The organism is uncultured Friedmanniella sp., assembly GCF_964244285.1.
In the GTDB taxonomy this organism is placed as follows: Bacteria; Actinomycetota; Actinomycetes; order Propionibacteriales; family Propionibacteriaceae; genus Microlunatus.
Genome location: NZ_CAXTHT010000006.1, coordinates 133,158 through 151,418 on the forward strand (window position 1 = coordinate 133,158; position 18,261 = coordinate 151,418).

At 71.0% G+C, this 18,261-nt stretch carries 17 protein-coding genes; 8 read left to right on the forward strand and 9 right to left on the reverse strand.

Going from position 1 to position 18,261, the window contains the following annotated elements; translation table 11 throughout:
* Nucleotides 1-53: 53 nt before the first annotated feature.
* Nucleotides 54-227: a hypothetical protein gene (locus ACFE7W_RS15320; protein ID WP_375425677.1), complete on the forward strand. Its 174-nt coding sequence runs from the start codon at nt 54-56 to the stop codon at nt 225-227.
* Here ACFE7W_RS15320 and ACFE7W_RS15325 read toward each other — a convergent pair.
* The 4 genes from ACFE7W_RS15325 to ACFE7W_RS15340 form a co-directional block, all read right to left on the reverse strand.
* A complete protein-coding gene (locus ACFE7W_RS15325) occupies nt 224-2,161 on the reverse strand; it encodes a glycoside hydrolase family 127 protein (RefSeq protein WP_375425678.1) in 1,938 nt (645 codons plus the stop codon). The genes ACFE7W_RS15320 and ACFE7W_RS15325 overlap by 4 nt on opposite strands.
* A 37-nt stretch (nt 2,162-2,198) precedes the next feature.
* The gene (locus ACFE7W_RS15330) at nt 2,199-3,056 is read right to left on the reverse strand and encodes a carbohydrate ABC transporter permease (RefSeq protein WP_375425679.1); all 858 of its coding nucleotides are present in this window, start codon (nt 3,054-3,056) and stop codon (nt 2,199-2,201) included.
* Between the two features lie 52 nt (nt 3,057-3,108).
* Nucleotides 3,109-4,062 carry a carbohydrate ABC transporter permease gene (locus ACFE7W_RS15335; RefSeq protein WP_375425680.1) on the reverse strand — a complete coding sequence of 318 codons (954 nt, stop codon included), beginning with the start codon at nt 4,060-4,062 and terminating at the stop codon, nt 3,109-3,111.
* 137 nt (nt 4,063-4,199) lie between these two features.
* Nucleotides 4,200-5,489 (reverse strand): ABC transporter substrate-binding protein, encoded by a 1,290-nt coding sequence (locus ACFE7W_RS15340; RefSeq protein ID WP_375425681.1) that lies wholly within the window; start codon nt 5,487-5,489, stop codon nt 4,200-4,202.
* Nucleotides 5,490-5,623: 134 nt separating this feature from the next.
* Between ACFE7W_RS15340 and ACFE7W_RS15345 the strand changes: the two genes are divergently transcribed.
* Nucleotides 5,624-6,634: a LacI family DNA-binding transcriptional regulator gene (locus ACFE7W_RS15345; RefSeq protein WP_375425682.1), complete on the forward strand. Its 1,011-nt coding sequence runs from the start codon at nt 5,624-5,626 to the stop codon at nt 6,632-6,634.
* A gap of 22 nt (nt 6,635-6,656) precedes the next feature.
* On the opposite strand, the gene ACFE7W_RS15350 is transcribed toward ACFE7W_RS15345, so the two are convergent.
* Nucleotides 6,657-8,666, reverse strand: coding sequence for a metallophosphoesterase (locus ACFE7W_RS15350; RefSeq protein WP_375425683.1), 2,010 nt, complete (start codon nt 8,664-8,666; stop codon nt 6,657-6,659).
* 66 nt (nt 8,667-8,732) lie between these two features.
* On the opposite strand from ACFE7W_RS15350, the gene ACFE7W_RS15355 reads away from it, so the two are divergent.
* On the forward strand, nt 8,733-9,419 hold the full coding sequence (locus ACFE7W_RS15355) for a rhomboid-like protein (protein WP_375425684.1): 687 nt from the start codon (nt 8,733-8,735) through the stop codon (nt 9,417-9,419).
* Nucleotides 9,420-9,481: 62 nt separating this feature from the next.
* A complete protein-coding gene (locus ACFE7W_RS15360; RefSeq protein WP_375425685.1) occupies nt 9,482-10,033 on the forward strand; it encodes an isochorismatase family protein in 552 nt (183 codons plus the stop codon).
* Between the two features lie 106 nt (nt 10,034-10,139).
* Here ACFE7W_RS15360 and ACFE7W_RS15365 read toward each other — a convergent pair whose 3' ends face one another.
* Nucleotides 10,140-11,495, reverse strand: a complete 1,356-nt coding sequence (locus ACFE7W_RS15365) for a 6-phospho-beta-glucosidase (protein WP_375425686.1) — start codon at nt 11,493-11,495, stop codon at nt 10,140-10,142.
* Nucleotides 11,492-12,271 (reverse strand): DeoR/GlpR family DNA-binding transcription regulator, encoded by a 780-nt coding sequence (locus ACFE7W_RS15370; protein WP_375425687.1) that lies wholly within the window; start codon nt 12,269-12,271, stop codon nt 11,492-11,494. Before ACFE7W_RS15370 ends, ACFE7W_RS15365 begins: the two co-directional genes overlap by 4 nt.
* Before the next feature lie 122 nt (nt 12,272-12,393).
* Here ACFE7W_RS15370 and ACFE7W_RS15375 point away from each other — a divergent pair, with 122 nt between their 5' ends.
* Genes ACFE7W_RS15375 through ACFE7W_RS15390 form a run of 4 tightly spaced genes read left to right on the forward strand, consistent with a single transcriptional unit; the run spans nt 12,394 to nt 16,501 of the window.
* Entirely contained in the window at nt 12,394-13,365 is a 972-nt protein-coding gene (locus ACFE7W_RS15375; protein ID WP_375425688.1) for a carbohydrate kinase family protein, read from the forward strand.
* 37 nt (nt 13,366-13,402) lie between these two features.
* Nucleotides 13,403-14,767: an extracellular solute-binding protein gene (locus ACFE7W_RS15380; RefSeq protein WP_375425689.1), complete on the forward strand. Its 1,365-nt coding sequence runs from the start codon at nt 13,403-13,405 to the stop codon at nt 14,765-14,767.
* Between the two features lie 7 nt (nt 14,768-14,774).
* Nucleotides 14,775-15,668: a carbohydrate ABC transporter permease gene (locus ACFE7W_RS15385; protein WP_375425690.1), complete on the forward strand. Its 894-nt coding sequence runs from the start codon at nt 14,775-14,777 to the stop codon at nt 15,666-15,668.
* Nucleotides 15,665-16,501, forward strand: coding sequence for a carbohydrate ABC transporter permease (locus ACFE7W_RS15390; protein WP_375425691.1), 837 nt, complete (start codon nt 15,665-15,667; stop codon nt 16,499-16,501). Before ACFE7W_RS15385 ends, ACFE7W_RS15390 begins: the two co-directional genes overlap by 4 nt.
* A gap of 116 nt (nt 16,502-16,617) precedes the next feature.
* On the opposite strand, the gene ACFE7W_RS15395 is transcribed toward ACFE7W_RS15390, so the two are convergent.
* Nucleotides 16,618-17,367: a DUF4118 domain-containing protein gene (locus tag ACFE7W_RS15395; protein ID WP_375425692.1), complete on the reverse strand. Its 750-nt coding sequence runs from the start codon at nt 17,365-17,367 to the stop codon at nt 16,618-16,620.
* Between the two features lie 71 nt (nt 17,368-17,438).
* Nucleotides 17,439-18,203, reverse strand: a complete 765-nt coding sequence (locus ACFE7W_RS15400; RefSeq protein WP_375425693.1) for a hypothetical protein — start codon at nt 18,201-18,203, stop codon at nt 17,439-17,441.
* Between the last annotated feature and the right edge of the window lie 58 nt (nt 18,204-18,261).

Sequence of the window (18,261 nt, forward strand, 5' to 3'; positions counted from 1 at the left end):
CCGACATCGGAGGCGCCGTGGCCCGGCCAGCCCGTTCAGGGTAAGAAGAGGACATGACTGACAGCAGCGTGTACCCCGAGGGCGACGACACCGACTCCGAACCGACCATGACCGCCCCGCCGGAGGGGCGTCCGGACGGAGACGTGGCCGAGGGCCTGGCCGAGCAGGGCGTGCACGCCCCCGACGCCGACGATCAGTCGGGCTCCGAAGCCGCCCCGGAGGTCTAGGCCGTCGGCACCCAGACCCGCATTCCACCCGAGCCGCGGTTGCCCCAGGTGAAGTAGGGCACGGCGCTGAGGGTGACCGGCCCCCCGGTCAGGGCCCCCCCGGTGGCTGGCGCGTAGGGCCACCACGACCCGTGGGTGCGCGGTCGGGTCGCGCCCGCAACCTCGACCCGGACGATCCGGCCGAGCTCGCCGTCCTCGACGCTCTCCGACAACGGCCCGTCGGCGTCGAGCAGGAGGTCGTCAAGGCGGTGGCCGTCGTGGTCGACGCCCTCGAGGCAGTAGACCAGCGGACCTCGTTCGAGGGCCAGGGAGCCGCGTGCCGCGTCCACCCGCGGGTCGGCGGCGGTCAGCCGCGGCTCGAGCGGCAGCCGGAGCTGCGCCACATCACCCGCCTCCCACGCCCGGGTGACTCGCCACCAGCCGTCGACCGAGGGGTCGAGCACCGGTTCGCCGTTGACGCTCAGCTCCGCTCCCGACCCCCACGCCGGCACCCGCAGCGCCAACGTCCAGACCTCGTCGGGGGTCGCAGCGACGCCGACCTGGACGGCCCCGTCCCAGGGGTAGTCGGTGAGCACCTCGAGCACCACTTCGCCCTCACCCAACTCGGCGGCGTAGTCACCGCTCATGTACTGGTGCAGCGTCACGGTGTCATCACTGCTCAGCAGCACGTAGTGCTCGAGGGAGGCCAGCAGCCGCATCACGTTGGGCGGGCAGCAGGCGCAACGGAACCAGGGCACGCGGAGATAGTCACCGTCGTCGCCGCTGGCCACGTGGTCGTCGCGCACCTGCAACGGGTTGGCGTAGATGTAGCGCTGCCCGTCCAGGGAGAGCCCGGCGAGGAACCCGTTGTAGAGCGTCCGTTCCAGCAGGTCGGCGTACTTCGCCTCGCCGGTGATCATGAGCATCCGCCAGCTGAGGTGGATGGACGCGATGGCGGCGCAGGTCTCGCAGTAGCTGCGCTCGTTGGGCAGCTCGTACGGGTCGCCGAACGCCTCGTCGCGGTGGTGCGCCCCGACGCCGCCGGTGAGATAGGTCTGGGTCGCCACCATCTCGTCCCAGAGCCGGGCGCAGGCGTCGAGCAGGGTCTGGTCGCCGGTCTCGACGTAGACGTCGGCCACCCCGGCCAGCAGGTAGAGCTGCCGGACGGCATGGCCCACGACCGCGGTAGCTTCCCGGACGGGTTCGTGGTCCTGCCAGTAGTGACGGCCGAACCGGTCGCTGCCCAGCAGCCCGTGCCCGCGCCGGTCCACGAAGTAGCGGGCCCGGTCCAGGTAGGCCTGCTCGCCGGTCTCCCGGTAGAGCTCGACCAGCGCCGTCTCGATCTCGGGGTGGCCGCAGACGCCGTCCACCCGGCCGGGCTCGGTCCCGAATGCCACGACGACCAGGTCGGCCACCCGGCGGGCGATGCCCAGCAACGCCTCGTCCCCGGTGCTGCGGTGCAGGGCGACAGCGGCCTGGATGAGGTGGCCGGCGCAGTAGAGCTCGTGGCCCCACGGCAGCTGCACGAACCGCTCGCCGGGGAAGCGCACCTGAAAGTGGGAGTCGAGGTAGCCGTCGGGCTGCTGCACGACGGCCAGCAGCTCGGTCGACTCCGCCAACCGTCGCAGCAGCTTCTCTGCCGAGGACGCCTCGAGGTCCGGGTCGTCCAAGGTCCAGGCCACGGCCTCCAACCACTTGTAGACGTCGGAGTCGAGGAAGGGCAGTTCACCGGTGTAAGCACCCTCGCCGCGCCCGGCGGCCAGCTCCAGGTTGGCGTAGTTGCCGGCTTCGTGCAGCCGGTCCCAGCCCTGGGGCACGCAGACGTCGCGGTTGATCTCGCGGCGTGAGGCCCAGAGGCCGCCGGTGACCCGGGCCCGGGTCGCGGGGCGGAGCGCGACCGCGCTGGAGCCGGTCAGCCGGATCGGGCCTGCACTGCGGCGGCCGGTCTCGATCATGGACGTCCTTCCTCGATGGTGTGGGGGTGGTGGGCGATCACTTGAGCGCCCCGCTGAGCATGCCGCTCACGTAGTAGCGCTGGAGCAGCACGTAGACGACGATGCACGGCACGATCGTCAGGGCCACCCCCGCTTGCAGCGACCCCCAGTTGATCGTGCCGAACTGGCCGCTGGAGACCAGGGTCAAGGTGACGGGCAGGGTGAACTTGTCCTGCTCGGTGATCAGGATCAGCGCCGCGAAGAACTCGTTCCAGGTGGCGAAGAAGGTCAGCAGGGCGGTGGTGATCACTCCCGGCATCACGACCGGCAGCAGCACCGTCCGGATGGCCGAGAGGATGCCGCAGCCGTCGACCAGCGCCGCCTCCTCCAGGCTGGCCGGCAGGGCGGCGAAGGAGTTGCGCATGATGAACAGCCCGAACGGCAGGTTGAACGTGATGTAGACGATCGCCAACCCGACCAGCGAGTTGTTGAGGTGCAGCACCTGCATCACCTTGAAAAGCGGCGTGATCACCGCCTGGAACGGGATCATGAAGGTGGCCAGCGCGAGGAAGAAGAACAGGCCGCTCCCCAGGAAGCGCGCCCGGGCCAGGGCGTAGCCCGCCAGCGTGCTGAGGATGACGGTCCCCAGTGTCGCCCCGAGAGTCACGGCCACGCTGTTCAGCACGTTGCCGAAGACGTTGAGGCCCTGGATGCTCGTCAGCCGCGAGAAGTTGGCCAGGCTCAGGTGGTGCGGGAACAGGGTGGGCGGGATCGAGCCGGCCTCGACCGGGCCCTTGAACGCCATCGCCAGCATCACGTAGATGGGGTAGAGGAAGAGGACGGTCAGCGCCAGGCAGATGACCCACCAGACGATTCGCGGCACGCTCGACCGGACGTCGCTCACCAGAGTGCTCATCGTGGTCCGCCTAGGTCTCTCGTCATGATCATCATGGCCGTCGTCATGATCATCAGTTGTGGTCGGTGTTGCGCAGCAGCAGCATCTGCACGGCGCTGACGGCGGCGAGGATGATCATCAGCAGCACCGACAGAGCCGCTCCGTAGCCGAGACGGAAACTGGTGAAGCTGATCCGGTAGATCTGGTACACCGCGGTGATGGAGGAGTTCGAGGGGCCACCGCCGGTCATGATGTAGAACTGGTCGAACGCGAGCAGCGAGCCGGCCACCGAGAAGACCAGCACCAGTGCGAGCGTCGGACGTAGCAATGGCACCGTGATGTGCCGGAACGACTGCCACCGGCTCGCGCCGTCGATCCTGGCCGCCTCGATCACGTCGGCGGGAATGGACTGCATGCCCGAGAGCAGCAGCAGCATCTGCAGCCCGACGACCTTCCAGGTGACCATGCCGATCACCAGGGCCATCGCGGTCCAGACGTCGGCGAACAGGTTGCCCGAGTCCGCCACCAGCCCCGCCCGACGCAGCAGGTCGAAGAGCGGCCCGATCTGGGACTGGCCCAGGTACAGCCACAGGAAGGAGCCCGACGCGAGGCCGATGCAGACGGGGAGGAAGTAGACGGACTGGAAGAAGCGGCCGCCGGGCCGTGGGGTGCGGACGAGCAGCGCCAGGCCCAGGCCGATCAGCAGCAGGATCGGGGTGATGACCACCGTGTAGACCAGCGTGAACTTCAGCGCGTGACGGAAGTTCTGGTCCCCGAGCGCGCGGGTGTAGTTGTCGAGTCCGACGAAGCGGTGCCGGCCCATCAGCGGCCAGTTGTGCAGGGACATCCAGCCGGTGAGCACCACCGGGACGAGGAAGAAGACCACGATCAGCACGATCGCCGGGCTCGCCATCGCCAGTCCGGTCAGGGCCCGGCGACGCGAGGACCGGGACCGGCGCCGGGGCAGCGAAGCGGCCGGGGTGGCGTCGGCGCCCGCGAGGGTGGGGCCGGGGGCCAGAGAGGTCATCGAGTCCTCCATGCATCGGATGGTGTGATCACCCGCGTCCCAAGCCTGTCGAAGGGCCTTCGAGAGGCTCAGGCAACGGGGGGTGCGGCTCAGGCAACGGGGGGCGGTCCGGGCCAGCGGGGCGGTCCGGACCAGGCCTAGCCGGCGTCGTCGATCAGGCTCTGGGCGGCCTTCTGGGCGGTGGCCTGCGCGCCGGCGATGTCGCCACCGAAGACCGAGTCGTTGATCATCTTGATCCAGGGGCCGTTGTTGTCGTTGAAGATCGGGTTCTCGACCACGCTGTAGGGCGTGTGGCCGATGCCCATCAGCTGGCCGAACACCTGGTACGCCGGGCCCTGGGGCGCGTAGATCTTGTCCACCAGGTCCGTCCGGACCGGCACGCTGCCGTGGCTGGCCAGGAAGGTCTGCGCCTCCTCGTCGGTCGCCCACTTCACGAAGTCCTCCGCCCCGGCCTCGTTCTTGGTGCCGTTGATCACCGAGATCACGTCGCCGCCGGCGAAGGAGCTGCTCTGTCCGTCCTTGCCCGGGATGGGCGTGACCCCGAAGTTGACCTTCGCCTTCTCCATCGTGGGGATCGCGAAGGCGCCGAGCGGGGTCATCCCGACCTTGCCGCTGGTGAACAGCGGGATCTGCTGGGTACCCGTGTCGTTCTTGGCCGCGCTCGGGATGGAACCGTCGGTGTTCATGTCGCGGTAGAGCTGCAACGCGTCGGCGACCTGGGGACTGTCCAGCGTGGCGGTCTTGCCGTCCTCGGACAGCACGTCACCGCCGGTGGCCCAGACGTGCGGGGTGAACTCGAAGACGTTGCAGCCGCCGCACGCGCCGGCGAAGGTGAAGCCGTAGTAGTCGCTGCCCAAGGCGCGGATCTTCTTGGCCGCCGTCCGCATCTCCTCATAGGTCGTCGGCGGCTTGTCGGGGTCGAGGCCGGCCTTCTTGAACAGGTCCTTGTTGTAGTAGAGCGCTGACGCCTCGGCGGTGAAGGGCAGCGCGTAGGTCTTGCCCTCGAACGTCGACAGCTTGCGGTGCGACGGGCTGAGGGCGTCCTTGTAGGCCAGCGAGTCCGACAGCTTCGTGATGTCCTCGAGCGCCCCGGCCGAGGCGAAGTAGGGGGCGTAGACCAGGTCGATGGAGGACACGTCGGGACCCGACCCCGACGAGGCCGCCGTGCCGAGCTTCTGGACGAAGTTGGCGGCCGGGATGATCGTCACCTTGGCCTGTACCTGGTGGTTCTTGTTGTACAGGTCGACCAGCTGGCTCATGAACCCCTGCTGGGAGTCTCGAGCCCAGATGGTGATCGTGCCGCTCGCCGCGGCGCCACCGCTGCCCGCGTCGCCGCTCCCCCCGTCGTCGCTGCCGCTGCTGCAGGCTGCGGCCAGCAGCACCAGGCTGCCCAGTGCCGCCGTGAGCCTGACCCTCGTCGTCGCCATGTCGTAGGCCTCTCTGCCTCAGTCGGAGCTCGCACCGCTCGTGCGAAACATTTGGAAATCGTTTTCCGGCAGGATGCTAGTGTTCCGTCCGTCCCGAGGTCAAGACCCGATCCCGACACTTCTGGAGGTGCCTGGTGCGCTCGTCCACCTCCCCGCCGACCGTGCGCGACGTCGCCGCCCGGGCCGGCGTGTCGCCAGGCACGGTCTCCAAGGCGCTGAACGGCACCGGGCAGCTGAGCGAGGCCACGCGGAGCCGGGTCACCGCGGCCGCCGAGGAGCTGGGTTTCCGACCCAACCACCTGGCCAAGAGCCTGCTCGCCGGCCGCACCTACACGGTGGGGATCCTGACCACAGACAGTTTCGGCCGGTTCACCACGCCGGTGATGGTGGGGATCGAGGACGCACTCGGCGCCGGGCGGATGTCCACCCTGCTGTGCGATGGCCGCGGCGACCCGCTGCGGGAACGGCACTACGTGCAGGAGCTGCTCAACCGCCGGGTCGACGGCCTGGTCGTGACGGGCCGCCGCCCCGACCCCCGGCCCTCACTGGGGCCGCTGCCCATCCCCGTCGTCTACGTGCTGGTGCAGTCCGACGACCCCGCGGACCTGTCGATCACCTACGACGACGTGCAGGGCGCGCGTCTCGGCGCTCAGCACCTCCTCGCGGGCGGCAGGAAACGCTTTGCCTACGTCAGCGGCCCGCCTCGGCACTGGTCGACGCAACGGCGCGGCGAGGGCCTGCGGCAGGAGCTCGCGTCGGCCGGCCTCGACCTGCACCCCGACCTGGTGCTGCTGGGGCAGTGGAGCGAGGCCTGGGGCCGGACGGCCGCAGACCAGTTGCTGCGACGCCACGAACGGGTGGACGCGGTGGTGTGCGGCAGCGACCAGGTCGCCCGCGGCGTCGTCGACGGGCTGCGCGAAGGGGGTGCGACCGTGCCCGACCAGGTGGCGGTGGTGGGCTTCGACAACTGGGACGTCATGGTCGAGGCCGCGCGGCCGCGGCTGACCACCGTCGACCCGAACCTCACGACGCTGGGCCGGGTCGCCGCCAGCCGGCTGATGAGCGCGATCGACGGCGCCGAGCTCGGTCACGGCGTCCTGCTCCAGCCCTGCGACCTCGTGCTTCGCCAGTCCTCGTTCCGCTGAGCCGGGTCCTACCCGTCCCCGCTCAGGAGTGGCCCGGGTCCAGCCGGATCCTGGCCCGGCCGGCTCTGCGGGCGAGAGTGATCCGGTCGATCTCGGTGTACGGCTCGTTGGTGCCGGGCAGGGCGTCGGCCAGCGTCCGGATGGTGAAGGTGGTCTTCTTCCCCAGCGCGGCGGGGACAACGTCCACGGCGAGGAAGGCGTAGTCGTCGTAGCGGACCTGGGACCAGCTCACCTCCTCGGGCACCTTCGTGCCCTGGGGGTAGCCGCTGCCGTTGATGGCGGTGCCCTCGGCGGACCAGACGTAGCTGTTGATCACGTTCTCGGTGTTGTTCTCACTCGTGTTCGCCCCGCCGGGCGGGGTGTAGCCGCGGTACCGCTGGCCCTCGGCGAGCGCCTGCGGCCCCTCGGTCGGGACGGGCACCCCGGGCGGGGGCGGCGCCGTGGTGGCGTCGGGCTTCGGCCGGAACGGGTAGCGCGGCCGGCCGCCGCTGCCGGCGCAGATGTAGGTCACACCGTCGGTGACCGGGTCGATCGTCGAGCCGTCCGGGGCCTGCCGGGTCGGCTTGCCGTTGCGGATCGGGTCGGTCCGCTCGAGCAGGTGGTTGTGGCCCTGCACGACCAGGTCGACCTGGTACCGGGTGAACAGCGGGTCGAGTGCGTCACGGACGCCGCCGTCGGAGGCGTGGTTGTTCGTGGTGCTGAACGCGCAGTGGTGGAAGAAGGCGACCACGAAATCGATGGTCGGGGCGACCTCGGGGTCGGTTCGCCAGTGCTTGAGCGTGCTGGTCAGCCACCGCAGCTGAGCCCCGTCGGAGTAGCCCTTGTTCGTCTGGATCTCGTTGCTCAGCTCGTTGGCGTCCACCGAGATCACCGCCACGTTGCCGTAGACGAAGCGGTAGACCGACGGGCAGGTGCGCGGCCCGTTCTTCGGCAGGTCCAGCCGGTACTCGTGGCCGCCGTAGCCGTGGTTCGGGCTGTCGCCGAGGAAGCTGGTGTTGCCGTACAGCGGCTCCATGTCGTGGTTGCCGGTGGCGAACATCCACGGCGTGTACGCCGCCTGGCCCTCGATCTGGTTGAGGAAGACATCCCAGACGTACGGGTTGTAGAGGTTCGTGCCCGGCTTGGCCGTCGACCCCGGCAGAGCGCCGGTGTCGTCGGCGGGCAGCCCGCTCCCGCCCGGGTCGGCGTAGCAGATGTCGCCCGCCAGCAGCGTGAACACCGGCCGCTGGGTGGCCATCAGGTTGCTGAGCGTCGCGGCGGGGTGCGGGTCCGTGCCGGTCGTGGGCGAGGCCACCGGGTCGGCGTCGGCGTAGTAGTTGTTGTCGAAGACGCCCTTGGGCCAGGTGCCGCCCGCCGCCTTGACCGAGTCCGGGTCGGCGGACCAGGCGTAGCGGGGGTCGGTCGGAGCGTTGTTCGTGCCGACATCGGCGAACGCGGTGAACGTGAAGGGCGCCGGCACCTCGTGGTAGCGGCCGAGCCGCTGCGCGGGGGCGGTGGTGAAGTAGGCCTCGCCGCTCGTGGTGCCGTCGGAGAGCCGCAACCGGTAGTGGTAGACGGTGTCCGCGCGCAGGCCGGTCAGGGCCGCCTTGGCGTAGAACTGGCTGCCGATCGGCCCGCCCGGGATGGCGTACTGGCCGACGAGGTGGACGATGTCGGCCTCGAACCGGTGCCCGAACCTGCCCGGGTCGGTCCCGACCTCCACGAAGGCGCGCAACCGCTTTGGCAGCATCCCGTCGCGGTTGACCAGCTGCGCCGTCACCGCCATGGCGTTGCTGGGGTGACCGTGCCGGTCGGCGACGAAGGACAGGTGCCGGCCCGAGATCACCGTGCCGCTGGTCCCGGCCGTCCCGCCGCCGGCGGCGAACGCGGCGTCCGCCAGCTTGAACTGGGCGGTGGCGTACCCGCCGGCGCCGGCCATCACCGCGGCCAGCAGGGTCCGCCGGCTGACGCTCTGCGAGGCGAGCTGACGCGCGTTCCACTCCGTGTACTCGTCGATGGTGCTCGGCTGACCCGCCGTCCCCGTGATCTGCATAGCCTGAGTCTGCACGCAGCCGCGGACCGCGCGGGAGAACCGCAGCCCAACCCGAGGTGAACGTTGATGATCGATCCGGATGGCCGGGCTGCTGGGGTCAGGATCTCGCACTGGCTGCGACGGGCCCGGCCGGTCGCGTCGACGTCGGTCACCGCCGGGGTCTACGTCGGGCTGTTCGCGGCGACGAACGCCCTGCTCCGGCGGCAGCCGGCCGGCACTCAACAGGCGTGGTTCAGCTGGGCGAGCACCGACCTGGTCAACCTGGCACACCACCCGGTCGGCTCGATGGTCCTCTCGGCGCTGGTCGACGACAGCAACGTCCTCGACTGGATCGCCTTGGGTCTGATCGGACTCGTAGCCGCTGGTCAGAGCGTGGGTAACCTGCGCTGCGCGCTCCTGGTGGCCGTGGCCCACGTGGTCGGGACGCTGATCAGCGAGGGCATCCTGATGCTGGCGATCGCGACCGGCCGGGCGCCCTCCGAGGAACGGATCAGCCTGGACATCGGGCCGTCGTACGTCATCGTGGCGGCGCTCACGGTCGGCATCCTCTACGGACGCTGGCCGGCGCGGATCGCGAGTGCGATCGCGTTCGCGCTCCTGGCGCCGTACCTGTTCAGCGGCCTGCAGCACCTCGAGGTCGGGCCGGTCGGTCACTGCTGTGCGATCCTCATCGGCGTCGCCCTGGGCTTCCCCTGGCGACGGGCCTGGCGCCGCCACGATGTGTCAGCGGTCGGTGGGACCGTGGAGGGGTAGCCACCGCTGCCCCTCCTGGTCGCCGGACCTGGGCGGCGCCGGCCAGCGCGGAGGAGATTCAGATGACCACTCTCGAGGGGCGCGGCTCCCGCGCACTGCTCGTCGTCGACCTGCAAGTCGGCGTCGTCGACGGGGCCCACCAGCGCGAGGAGGTCATCGCGACCGTGGTCGATCTCGTCGCCCGGGCCCGCGCGAGCTCGGTCCCGGTGGTGTGGGTCCAGCACCACGACGACGAGCTCGTGCAGGGCAGCGACGCGTGGCAGTGGGTCGGTGGGCTGGGGCCAGCCGATGGCGAACCGTTGGTCGAGAAGTCCTACGGCGACGCCTTCGCCGACACCGACCTCGAGCGGGTGCTCGCCGAGCGCGGCGTCTCCGAGATCGTCCTGGTCGGCGCCGCGAGCGAGCAGTGCGTCCGCTGCACCATGCACAGCGCCGTCGTGGGCGGCTACGACGTGTCGTTGGTGGCCGACGCCCACACGACGACGGACCTCACCGCCTACGGGCTCCCCACGCCGGCCGTCGTCGTCGGCTTTCTCAACGCCATCGCCCAGTTCGGGATGCAGTGGCCAGGACGAAGCGCGCGGTCGGTCCCGGCTGCTGACGTGGGCTTCTGAGGGGTGACCCGCCCGAGACGTCCGCCGGAAGGATCCTGGACGACCGAAGGTGCCACAGAGTCGCTCGCCCGCATCCGACGAGTGGCCCGACGGCATCGGCCGGGCGTCAGCCCTGCAGCACCGCCGCGACCTCGGGGATGCGCTCGAGGTAGCCGTCCAGCAGCTGGCGGGCCACGGTGACGGAGTCGACGAGGGGGTGCAACGCGAAGGCCAGCAGGGCCTCGTCGCGTGAGCCGGTGAGGGCGGCGGTGATCGTGTGCCGCTCGACGGCCTTGACCTGCTGCATCAGGCCGAGCTGGTGCAGCTGGGGCGGCGAGGTGGTCAGTGGGTGCACGCCGTTGGCGTCGACCATCGTGGGCACCTCGACGACCGCGTCGGCGGGCAGGCCGGCGATGGTGGAGCCGTTGCGGACGTTCAGGATCATCGTGGCCCGCTCGTTGCGGGTGATGGCGGCCATCACGCCCAGCGCGACCCCGGCGTACCCCTGGTGGGCCGGGTCGGCTTCGCGCTCGCGCAGGTGCGCAGGCGCCCCCTGCTCGCCGCCCTTGGCCTCGGCCATGTAGCTGGCGCTGCGGGCGTCGATGGTCCGCCGCCAGAGGCCGGCCGGGTCCTCCGCCGCCAGCGCGGTGCCGAAGAAGTCGGTCTGGGTCCGCGCCAGGTAGTCGCCCCGGGTCGCGCCGGACTCCTGGATCCTCGCGACCGCGTCGCGGTGGAAGTAGTAGTAGTAGAGGTACTCGTTCGGCACCACGCCGAGCGTGCGGATCCAGTCGAGGCCGAAGACCAGCGCCTCCTCCATCCCGCCGAGCAGGGTGTCGTCGGCCATCAGCCGCGGCAGCACGTCCTCGCCGTCGTACATCACCCGGCGCATCCAGCCCAGGTGGTTGAGGCCGACGTAGTCCATCTGCACCCGCGTGTGGTCGAGCCCGAGTGCGCCGGCCACCCGGCGCCCGAGACCGGACGGGGTGTCGCAGATGCCCAGCACCCGGTCCCCCAGCACCGACTGCATGGCCTCGGTGATGATGCCGGCCGGGTTGGTGAAGTTCATCAGGTACGCGTTCGGCGCCAGCTCGCGCACGCGTCGGGCGACGTCCACCATCACCGGCACCGTGCGCAGCGCGTAGGCGAGCCCGCCGGGTCCGGTCGTCTCCTGGCCGATGACGTCCAGGTCGAGGGCGACGTGCTCGTCGCCGCGACGCCCCTCCAACCCGCCGACCCGGACGGCGGCGAAGACGAAGTCGCTGCCCGCCACCGCCTCGTCCAGCGAGGTGGTCGACACCAGGCGCGGCGCGTCCGGGAAGCCCTCGGCGAACTGGGTGAGGATCCGCGTCATCGCCGCCAGCCGGTCGGCGTCGACGTCGTAGAGGGCCACTTCGGTGACCCGCGGGCTGCCGGTGTCGCGCAGCAGCGCGGCGTACACGTACGGGGTGCGGAATCCTCCGCCCCCCAGGATGCAGAGCTTCACGCCAGGATCACCTCTCCGCCGGCCTCCCGGCACTTGTCGAGCGTCTCGGTCCGGGCACCAGGTGTGGTCACCAGGTAGTCCACGTCGGCGAGCGAGCAGAGCCGCAGCGACCCGGTGCCCGGGAACTTGGTCTCACTCGCCACCACCGCGACCCGGTCGGCGGCGGCGATCATCGCCTGCTTGATCGGGGCTTCTACGGCCATGTTGTCCACCACATGGCCCGAGGGCCGGACGCCGGTACAGCTGAGCACGACCAGGTCGGCGCTGACCTGGGCGAGGGCGGCGGCGGTCAGCGACCCGACCAGCGAGCGGTAGTTGCGGCGGAACACCCCGCCCAGCACCACCAACCGGACGCTCCGGTCGTCGCGCAGCTCGTCGACCACGGCCAGGTTGGAGGTGATCACCGTGACGGGACGGCCCCGTAGCCGGCGGGCGACCAGCGGTGTCGTCGTGCCGATGTCCAGCAGCACCACGGCGTCGTCGGCCACCAGCTCGGCCGCCCGGGCGGCGACCCGGGACTTCAGCTCCAGGTCGGCCTCGGCGGCGAACGGCCCTTCCCAGCGGTGCGGGTCGCCGCGCTCGGTCACCGTCTCCCCCGGCCGCAGGACGGCGCCGCCGTAGGTGCGGACCAGCTCGCCGTTGCGGTCCAGCCGGTCGAGGTCGCGGCGGATCGTGGACTCGCTCACCTCGAGCGAGCGGGCCAGGTCGCGGACCGAGGCCGCGCCGCCGGAGCGGAGGACGCCGACGATGCGGTCCTGTCGCTCGCGGAGGATCACGGCCTCATCGTAGGCACGGGTCTGCGCGGATGTGCACGACCCTGCTCGACCTCTCGCGCAGAGTCACGCAGATGTCGTACTTTCGACTCGTGATCGCAACCCGGCCTGCCCAGACTGACAGGGTGAGGAGCGCCGCGACCACGCCGGAGGTGGACCTGCTCTTCGCGGGTTCGGTCTTCTGCGACCTGGTCTTCGCCGGCGTGCCCGTCCCCGACCCCGGCGGCGAGGTGTTCGCGCGGGCCTTCCGGCTCACCCCGGGCGGGGTCGCCAACCGGGCGGTCGCCGCCTCCCGCCTCGGCGCCCGGACGGCCCTGCTGTCAGCCCTCGGGGACGACCCGCTGGGTCGCGAGCTGGCCGTCCTGCTGGCCGCCGAGCCGCAGCTCGACCTGACCTGGCTGGCCACCCGGCCGGGCTGGCAGACCCCCGTCACCGTGTCACTGACCGGCGAGCAGGAGCGGGAGTTCATCACCTACCAGGAGCCGGACGCCCCCCTGGCCTGGGGGGCCGAGCGGCCGCGGGTCGGCGCCACCCACGTCGGCGTCGCACACGAGCTGCCCGGGTGGGTGCGCCGGCTGCGCAGCCAGGGCACCGTCGTCTACGGCGGGGTGGGCTGGGACTCCACCGGCCAGTGGTCGACCGAGGTGCTGAGCCGGCTCGACCAGGTCGACGTCTTCGTGCCCAACGACCTGGAGGCGATGCGGTACACCCGCACCGAGAGCCCCACTGAAGCCGCGCGCGCCCTCGGCCGGCACGTCAGCCTGTCGTTGGTGACCTGCGGCTCCCGTGGGGTGGTGGCCTTCGACGCCGGAGCCGACCGGTTGGTCGAGGTGCCCGCCGTCCGGGTGACGGCGCTGGACCCGACCGGTGCCGGCGACGTCTTCGTGGCGAGCTTCATGGCCAGCCACGCGTTCGGCTGGCCGCTGGAGCATCGCCTCGCCCTGGCCACGCTCTGCGCCTCGCTCTCGGTCCGGACGCTCGGTGGCGCGGCCAGCGCCCCGACCCGCCGCGAGCTGGTCGCCTTCCTCGACGCCGATCGCCCTCCCGGGGACTGGTCGGCCATCCGGGACTGGGCCAGCACATCCGGCCCGGCATGATCACCACCAATCGCACCACCACGCTCGAGGAGAAACGATGAGACGGTCCAAGCAGCTGGCGGGGTCGCTCGCCGCGGTCTGCGCCCTGGCCCTGGCCACGGCGGCCTGCGCGCCGGGCGGCTCGACCACCGGCGGGGCGGCGTCCAGCAGCGCCAGCTCCCCGGTGTCCAAGGACGTCGCCGGCGCGGGCGACGTCACCCTGACCGTCTGGGACCAGAACACCGACGGCGGCATCGACGACGCGCAGGGCAAGCTCAATGCCGCGTTCGAGGCCAAGTACCCGAACGTCACGATCACCCGGGTCAGCCGCTCGTTCTCCGACCTCAAGACGACGCTGAAGCTGGCTCTGACCTCCAAGACCCCGCCGGACGTGGTGCAGGCCAACCAGGGCTACCCCGACATGGGCTCCTTCGTCTCCGGCGGCCTGCTGCGGCCCGAGGACGACTACGCCACGCTCTACGGCTGGGACACCTACTACCCCCAGCAGCTCCTGAACCTCAACAAGTTCAGCGCCGACGGCAAGGACTGGCAGTCCGGCAACCTCTACGGCGTCTCCCAGACCGGGGAGATCGTCGGGGTGTACTACAACAAGCAGGTGCTGTCCGACCTCGGTCTGCAGGTGCCCAAGACGATCGGTGAGTTCGAGGCCACGCTGCCCAAGATCAAGTCCTCCGGCATGCTGCCGATCGCCTACGGCGACGTGGAGAAGAGCCCCGGCATCCACCTCTACGGCATCACCCAGGCCGCCGTCGCCGGCAGCCAGGCGGTGAACGACCTGGTCACGGCCAAGAGCGGCGCCTGGACCGACGCCTCCTCGGTGGCCGCGGCGCAGAAGGTGCAGGACTGGGCCAAGGCCGGCTACCTGACCGAGGGTGCCAACGGCATCTCCCGCGACGACGCGCTGGCCGACTTCGACGCCGGCAAGGCCGCGTACCACATCGACGGCACGTGGCAGCTGGCCACCGTGAGCAAGGCGCTCAAGTCCAAGGCGGGCTTCGTGGCGCTCGGTCCGGACGGCTCGACCACCCCGGTGACCACGGGCGGTGAGGGCCTCGCCTGGGCCATCACCACGGGCAGCAAGCACCCCGACGTCGCGGCGGCCTACATCGACTTCATCACCAACGCCGACGCGGCGCAGGTGCTGATCGACACCGGCAACCTGCCGACCGTCCCGCCCGCGGACTGGAAGCCGACCGCCGGCAGCCTGGAGGCCGACGTGGCCGATGAGTGGAAGGCGGTCAACGCCGGCTCGGGCCTGGTGCCGTACCTGGACTACTCGACGCCGACCTTCTACGACACCCTCAGTGCCGCCGTCCAGCAGCTGACCGCCGAGAAGCTGACCCCACAGAAGTTCGGCGAACAGCTGCAGTCGGACTACGGCTCGTTCGTCAAGACCAAGTAGCGGCCCCGTGGCTGACCAGGTCCGCCGAGGGCGACGCCGCGTCCAGTGGCGGGCCTACCTCTACCTCGCGCCCGCGTTCGTGCTGTTCGCGGTGTTCCTCGGCGTGCCGGCGCTGCAGACGGCGCAGTACTCGCTCTACCGGTGGAACGGCCTGGGCCCCTCCACCTGGGTCGGGTTCGACAACTACGTCAACCTGGTCACCGACCCGGTGCTGCTGAGCTCGTTCGGCCACGCGGCGGTGCTGGTCCTGTTCTACTCGGCGCTGCCCATCGCGCTGGCGCTGGTGCTGACCGCCATCGTCTCCCGCGGCGCCGGTCTGCGCGGCATGAGCGTCTTCCGCACCCTCCTCTTCCTGCCCCAGGTAGTCGCCTCGGTCGTCGTCGCGACCACCTGGGTGGCCATCTACTCCCCCGACGGCCTCAGCAACCAGCTGCTGCGGCTGGCCGGTCTCGGCTCGCTCACCCGGGCCTGGCTCGGTGACTTCGACACCGCCCTGCCCGCGGTGGGGCTGATCGGGACCTGGCTGGGGACCGGTCTCTGCCTGGTGCTGTTCCTCAGCGGGGTGGCCAACATCGCCCCCGAACTACTCGAGGCGGCTCGGATGGACGGGGCGGGCGCCGTCCGCGAGTTCACCTCGATCGTGCTGCCGTCGCTGCGCGGCCAGATCGCCGTCGCGCTCACGCTGACCGTGGTCGCGGCGCTGAAGACGTTCGACCTCGTCTACATCACCACCCGAGGCGGCCCGGGAACCAGCACGACGCTGCCCGCCTTCGAGGCCTACAACCGGGCCTTCAACACCGGTCAGGTGGGGTCGGCGGCTTCCGTCGCCGTGGTGCTGACGGTGGTCATCCTGGTCGTGACGACCTTGATCCAGCGGATCCAGCCCGACGAGGTCGCATGAGCCGGGGCCCGAGGCGCCGGCCGGCCGAGCTGGGCCTGACCTACGGTGTGCTCGGGGTGTTCAGCCTGGTGGCGGTGGTCCCACTGGTCGGGGTGCTGCTCAGCGCCGTCACCCCGGCCTCGGACCCCCAGGGCGGGTTCCGCCTCCCGTCCCGGGTCGAGCTCGGCAACTTCGCCGAGGCGTGGAGCCGCGGCCACTTCTCCAGCTACATGATCTCCAGCGTCCTGGTCACGGTCTGCGTCGTCGTGCTGACCGTGGTCCTGTCGACCCTGGCCGGCTACGCGTTCGCGCGGATGGAGTTCCCGGGCCGCAACATCTTGTTCCTGCTGCTGCTCTCGGGGTTGCTGCTGCCGGCCGAGGCGTTCGTGATCCCGCTCTACTACAACCTGCGTACGGTCGGCCTGACCGACACCTACGGGGCGCTGATCCTGCCCCAGACCGCCCAGTCGCTGGCCTTCGGCATCTTCTGGATGCGTAACCAGTTCCGCACCTTCCCCGGCGAGATCCTGGAAGCCGGGCGACTGGACGGGGCCGACGACTGGCGGCTGCTGTGGCGGGTCGTCGTGCCGCCGTCGGTGCCCGCGATGACGACGATGTGCCTGCTGGTGAGCATGTGGACGTGGAACGAGTTCCTGATCCCGCTGATCATGGTCTCGGGTGAGAGCCTGCGCACCGCCCCGCTGGGCCTGGCCTTCTTCCAGGGCCAGCACGTCACCGACTACTCCCTGCTCGCCGCCGCGGGGACCATCGTCGCGCTGCCGATCGTGCTGCTCTACCTCGCCCTGCAGCGCCGGTTCATCTCTGGGATGCTGAACGGGATCGCCAGCCGCTGACCCCTGCCCGCGCCGCGCCCGGGCCTGCTGCCTCCCGAAAGTGCTGCTGCCTCCTCTCGAGAGGACGCAACGCCAATCTCAGGAGGCAGGACTGCGACATCGCGGGCCGGGCTCCGCTAGCGCGCCACCCCCAGCCGGCTGGCCGAGAGTGTCGCCAGCAAGGCGGCGACGTGGCGTTGCTCGGCGGAGGGCCGGGCCACGTGGCCGGACGCCGTGACGGCGAAGTGGGCAGGCTCGCCCTGCTCGGTCCGAACGGGCAGGGTGAGGGTGTCGTCGGTCGGCAGACCCTCGCGGTCCACGGGTAGGGGGACACCGTCGCGGGTCACCGTCCCGTCCAGCTCCAGCCGGGTCGAGCCGTCGCCGGTGCCGAGGACGAAGGTGCAGCGATCCGCGTCCAGCAGGCCCGTCAGCGCGGTGCAGACGGCCTCGAGATGGGCATCCCCCTCCCCCGTCCGGGTGGCGGAGGCGAGCCGGAGACTGCTCAGGTAGCCCTGCCGGCGGGCGGCCTCGGCGTGCTGGCGGCGGCCCCACCAGCTCAGCAGCTCGATGGCGACGCCCACCACGACCAGCAGCAGCACCGTCGCGACGTCCGCGGCGTTGCCGATGGCCAGGCTGCCGTACGGCTGGGTCCAGAAGTAGTCAAAGGCCAGACCGGTCGTGACGGCGGCGACGACCCCGGCCCCGCGCAGCCCGGTGGCCGAGACCGCCGCGACCAGCAGGACCAGCACCAGGACGACGTGGCTGCCGTCGAAGTGCGGGCGGAACGGGGTCAGCAGGCCGGCGACCAGCGGGCCGGCGACCGCGGCTGCGGTCCAGACCGGTGCCGCGTGCCGCGCGGCCCACGGCGACGACTCAGAGGTGCTCACCCCTCCAGCCTCCTACCACGGAGGCGGGTGGAGGAGGGTCTTGACGAAGCCTTGACGCCCAGTCCCGGTCGCTACATCGTCCAGGGCTCGTCGAGGACGTCGACGGGCAGCGTGTCGTCGCGCCGGCTCTGGGTGAGCAGCTCGTCGAGGTGCTCGGGCCGGCTCGTCGCGCCCACGGTGGCCACGACCTGGGGTGTACTGCGCACGAAGCGGAAGCAGAACTCGATCCAGTCGTCGACGCCGGACCGCTCGAAGACGGGCGCGACCTCGACGGCACGCTGCTGCAGGTAGGGCAGCCAGGCCGCTCCCGGTACGTCGCGCAGCCGCTGCACCGGGGCACCGCAGACCGTGCGCATCGAGATGATGCTGGCGTCGCGGGCGAGCAGCTCGTCCCACAGCTCGTTGGCCGCGAACCGCTGCAGCGGGTTGTCGTAGGTGATGAAGCCGTCGACGAGCCCATCGAGGTGCCCGGCCCGCAGCGCGGCCAGCGGGGCAGCCGATGTCCAGGGAAAGGTCTCCAGCACGAACCGCCCGACCAGGCCCTCGTCCCGGATCCGGCGCAGCGCGTCCAGCGGCGCACCACCGCGGAGCAGGTCGTCCGCCAGCTCACCGACCGGGCTGAGCTGGCCGAGGGCGATCGAGGAGGTGCCCAGCGGTCCGAGGTTCTCGGCGATGGTCGCGCGAATGTCGGCTGCCGTCCCGCCGCCCAGCTTGACGATCAGCGGCGGCACCCGCGACGGGTCCTCGGCGAACGCCCCGCCCAGCACCTCCAGCGCGTGGTGGTACTGCCGCGAGGTGTGCATCCACAGTCCGGCGTCCAGCACGGTCCGAGCCATCGCGGCCTGCTGCTCGCGGGTGACGTCGTCGTCCCCGAGCCGGGTGGAGCCGTAGACG

Bases quoted from the DNA above. Each gene is read 5' to 3' on its own strand.
- ACFE7W_RS15380 (WP_375425689.1), top strand. From the start codon at position 13,403: ATGAGACGGTCCAAGCAGCTGGCGGGGTCGCTCGCCGCGGTCTGCGCC.
- ACFE7W_RS15360 (WP_375425685.1), top strand. From the start codon at position 9,482: ATGACCACTCTCGAGGGGCGCGGCTCCCGCGCACTGCTCGTCGTCGAC.
- ACFE7W_RS15320 (WP_375425677.1), top strand. From the start codon at position 54: ATGACTGACAGCAGCGTGTACCCCGAGGGCGACGACACCGACTCCGAA.
- ACFE7W_RS15325 (WP_375425678.1), bottom strand. From the start codon at position 2,161: ATGATCGAGACCGGCCGCCGCAGTGCAGGCCCGATCCGGCTGACCGGC.
- ACFE7W_RS15335 (WP_375425680.1), bottom strand. From the start codon at position 4,062: ATGACCTCTCTGGCCCCCGGCCCCACCCTCGCGGGCGCCGACGCCACC.
- ACFE7W_RS15390 (WP_375425691.1), top strand. From the start codon at position 15,665: ATGAGCCGGGGCCCGAGGCGCCGGCCGGCCGAGCTGGGCCTGACCTAC.
- ACFE7W_RS15340 (WP_375425681.1), bottom strand. From the start codon at position 5,489: ATGGCGACGACGAGGGTCAGGCTCACGGCGGCACTGGGCAGCCTGGTG.
- ACFE7W_RS15330 (WP_375425679.1), bottom strand. From the start codon at position 3,056: ATGAGCACTCTGGTGAGCGACGTCCGGTCGAGCGTGCCGCGAATCGTC.
- ACFE7W_RS15350 (WP_375425683.1), bottom strand. From the start codon at position 8,666: ATGCAGATCACGGGGACGGCGGGTCAGCCGAGCACCATCGACGAGTAC.
- ACFE7W_RS15400 (WP_375425693.1), bottom strand. From the start codon at position 18,203: ATGGCTCGGACCGTGCTGGACGCCGGACTGTGGATGCACACCTCGCGG.
- ACFE7W_RS15355 (WP_375425684.1), top strand. From the start codon at position 8,733: ATGATCGATCCGGATGGCCGGGCTGCTGGGGTCAGGATCTCGCACTGG.